Raw genomic sequence first — 1438 nt, forward strand, 5'->3', positions numbered from 1 at the left:
ACCATCTCCCAAGGCTAAATACTCCCTAGTGACCGATAGTGAACCAGTACCGTGAGGGAAAGGTGAAAAGCACCCCGGAAGGGGAGTGAAAGAGAACCTGAAACCGTGTGCCTACAAGTAGTCAGAGCCCGTTAACGGGTGATGGCGTGCCTTTTGTAGAATGAACCGGCGAGTTACGATCCCGTGCAAGGTTAAGTTGAAGAGACGGAGCCGCAGCGAAAGCGAGTCTGAATAGGGCGACATAGTACGTGGTCGTAGACCCGAAACCAGGTGATCTACCCATGTCCAGGATGAAGTTCAGGTAACACTGAATGGAGGTCCGAACCCACGCACGTTGAAAAGTGCGGGGATGAGGTGTGGGTAGCGGAGAAATTCCAATCGAACCTGGAGATAGCTGGTTCTCTCCGAAATAGCTTTAGGGCTAGCCTCGAGTTTGAGAGTCTTGGAGGTAGAGCACTGATTGGACTAGGGGCCCTCATCGGGTTACCGAATTCAGTCAAACTCCGAATGCCAAAGACTTATACTCGGGAGTCAGACTGCGAGTGATAAGATCCGTAGTCAAAAGGGAAACAGCCCAGACCACCAGCTAAGGTCCCAAAGTATACGTTAAGTGGAAAAGGATGTGGAGTTGCCCAGACAACCAGGATGTTGGCTTAGAAGCAGCCACCATTTAAAGAGTGCGTAATAGCTCACTGGTCGAGTGACTCTGCGCCGAAAATGTACCGGGGCTAAACGTATCACCGAAGCTGTGGAATGTCTAACGACATTGGTAGGAGAGCGTTCTAAGGGCGTTGAAGCTAGACCGTAAGGACTGGTGGAGCGCTTAGAAGTGAGAATGCCGGTATGAGTAGCGAAAGACAAGTGAGAATCTTGTCCACCGAATGCCTAAGGTTTCCTGAGGAAGGCTCGTCCGCTCAGGGTTAGTCAGGACCTAAGCCGAGGCCGAAAGGCGTAGGCGATGGATAACAGGTTGATATTCCTGTACCACCTCCTCACCGTTTGAGCAATGGGGGGACGCAGAAGGATAGAGAATCGCGCTGTTGGATATGCGCGTCCAAGCAGTAAGGCTTAGAAGTAGGCAAATCCGCTTCTAGTTAGGCTGAGCTGTGATGGCGAGGGAAATATAGTACCGAAGTTCTTGATTTCACGCTGCCAAGAAAAGCCTCTAGCGAGGTGAGAGGTGCCTGTACCGCAAACCGACACAGGTAGGCGAGGAGAGAATCCTAAGGTGATCGGGAGAACTCTCGTTAAGGAACTCGGCAAAATGACCCCGTAACTTCGGGAGAAGGGGTGCTCTGGTAGGGTGCAAGCCCGAGAGAGCCGCAGTGAAAAGGCCCAAGCGACTGTTTAGCAAAAACACAGGTCTCTGCGAAGCCGCAAGGCGAAGTATAGGGGCTGACACCTGCCCGGTGCTGGAAGGTTAAGAGGAGAGGTTAGC

1 rRNA gene is annotated in these 1438 nt (G+C 52.2%); it reads left to right on the plus strand.

Annotation, left to right across the window (positions count from 1 at the left end):
• Positions 1 to 1438, plus strand: a 23S ribosomal RNA gene (locus ACFSCX_RS06935); the annotation flags it as partial.

Source organism: Bacillus salitolerans (assembly GCF_042680805.1).
GTDB classification, from domain to species: Bacteria; Bacillota; Bacilli; order Bacillales; family SA4; genus Bacillus_CJ; species Bacillus_CJ salitolerans.